This is a genomic window from Nocardiopsis sp. TNDT3 (assembly GCF_003427465.1).
Taxonomy (GTDB): domain Bacteria; phylum Actinomycetota; class Actinomycetes; order Streptosporangiales; family Streptosporangiaceae; genus Nocardiopsis; species Nocardiopsis dassonvillei.
In genome coordinates, this window is record NZ_QPFC01001368.1 from 1 (window position 1) to 2,075 (window position 2,075).

3 protein-coding genes are annotated in these 2,075 nt (G+C 71.4%); all 3 read left to right on the forward strand.

Annotation, left to right across the window (positions count from 1 at the left end):
* The first annotated feature begins 63 nt into the window (after positions 1-63).
* The gene (locus DQW06_RS27900) at positions 64-258 is read left to right on the forward strand and encodes a DUF3046 domain-containing protein (protein WP_013151717.1); all 195 of its coding nucleotides are present in this window, start codon (positions 64-66) and stop codon (positions 256-258) included.
* A 175-nt stretch (positions 259-433) separates the two neighbouring features.
* Complete coding sequence (recA, locus tag DQW06_RS27905) at positions 434-1,570, forward strand: recombinase RecA (protein WP_013151718.1); 1,137 nt, start codon at positions 434-436, stop codon at positions 1,568-1,570.
* On the forward strand, positions 1,563-2,075 hold a 513-nt coding region (recX, locus tag DQW06_RS27910; protein WP_117199595.1), incomplete at its 3' end, for a recombination regulator RecX. The genes recA and recX, both read left to right, overlap by 8 nt.

Consider the following 2,075-nt stretch of genomic DNA (forward strand, 5'->3'; position numbering starts at 1 on the left):
CCCGCGGGCGGCGACAAAGGGGAGGGGGCGCGGCGGACGCCGCGATCACCGATACTGGGCCCGATGAGACTCACGGTTTTCTGGCACAACATGCACGAGCAGTTCGGCGAGGCCTACGCGCAGAGCGTGGCCCGCGACCACGTCCTGGAGGGGCTCGGGTCCCGCACGGTCGAGCAGGCGCTCGCCGACGGGGTGGCTGCCAAGGAGGTGTGGCGCGCCGTGTGCGACGCCTTCGACCTGCCCGCCTCCAGACGCTGATCCGGCGACGGACCTCCCGCGAGGTCGCATCCGTTTCGTACGCCACATCGAACACAGGTTCGGGTAGGGTGGGTTATCCACAGGCGGACGTGGGACGTCGCGATTGTCGTAGCGACCGCGTAGCGTCGTGCTCACCATGAAGAAAAAGGCATCCACCCAACAACAGGGGTATCCCGTGGCATCTGGAGACCGAGACAAGGCTCTCGAAACAGCGCTCGCCCAGATCGAGCGGCAGTTCGGCAAGGGCTCCATCATGCGCCTGGGCGACGACGACCGGCCGCCGGTGGAGTCGATCCCCACCGGGGCGATCGCGCTCGACGTGGCGCTCGGCATCGGAGGCCTGCCCCGGGGCCGCGTCGTGGAGATCTACGGCCCCGAGTCCAGCGGTAAGACCACCGTCGCCCTGCACGCGGTGGCCAGCGCCCAGCGGATGGGCGGCATCGCGGCCTTCGTCGACGCCGAGCACGCGCTCGACCCCGAGTACGCCAAGAAGATCGGCGTCAACACCGACGACCTGCTGCTCTCGCAGCCGGACACCGGTGAGCAGGCGCTGGAGATCGTCGACATGCTCATCCGCTCCGGAGCGGTCTCCATCATCGTCATCGACTCCGTGGCGGCCCTGGTGCCCCGCGCCGAGATCGAGGGCGAGATGGGCGACAGCCACGTCGGACTCCAGGCCCGCCTGATGTCCCAGGCGCTGCGCAAGATCGCCGGTGCGCTCCACCAGACCAACACCACCGCGATCTTCATCAACCAGCTGCGCGAGAAGGTCGGCGTCATGTTCGGCTCGCCCGAGACGACGACCGGCGGCAAGGCGCTCAAGTTCTACGCCTCGGTGCGCCTGGACGTGCGCCGCATCGAGACGCTCAAGGACGGCACCGACGCGGTCGGCAACCGCACCCGCGTCAAGGTCGTCAAGAACAAGGTCGCGCCGCCCTTCAAGCAGGCCGAGTTCGACATCCTCTACGGGGTGGGCGTCTCGCGCGAGGGCAGCCTCATCGACCTGGGCGTGGAGCACGGCATCGTCCGCAAGTCGGGCGCCTGGTACACCTACGAGGGCACCCAGCTGGGCCAGGGCAAGGAGAACGCGCGCAACTTCCTGCGCGAGAACGCCGACATGGCCAACGAGGTCGAGAAGAAGATCAAGGAGAAGCTGGGCGTGCCCGTCAAGGGCGACGACAGCGCCTCCGGCCCGGCCGCCGAACCGGCCAAGGCCGCCGCTGAGGCGGCTGCGGACCCGGCCGCCGCGGCCAAGGCACCCGCCAAGCGCGCCGCGGCCAGGACCCCCAAGGCGCCCGCGGCTGATGCGTGAGGGGAGCCGGTCCCCGGACCGGCACCACCCCGAGGACGACGGCCCCTCCCCGGGCGGGGCGGCCCCGCCCGGGAAGGACCCCGAGGCCGAGGCCCGCGCCCTGGTCCTGCGGATGCTCACCCACTCCCCGCGCACCCGCGCCCAGCTGGAGCGGGCGCTGCACCGCCGTGAGTACGAGGAGGAGGTCGTCACCTCGGTCCTGGACACGTTCGGCGAGGCCGGACTGATCGACGACGCCGCCTTCTCCCAGGCCTGGGTGTCCTCCCGCCACCACGGCAGACGGCTCTCCCGCCGCGCCCTGGCCCAGGAGCTGCGCACCCGCGGCGTGGAGGAGGACACCGTCCGGGAGGCCGTCGGCGAACTCAGCGACCAGGACGAGGAGGAGGCCGCCCGCGACCTGGCGCGCCGCCGCCTGGCCGCCACCCGGGGCAGGGACGAGGAGACGCGGATCCGCCGCGCCCTGGGCTTCCTGGCCCGCAAGGGCTACTCCGCGGGCCTGTCCTAC

Excerpts from the sequence above, each read along its gene's own strand:
- DQW06_RS27900 (WP_013151717.1), top strand. The coding sequence starts at position 64 with ATGAGACTCACGGTTTTCTGGCACAACATGCACGAGCAGTTCGGCGAG.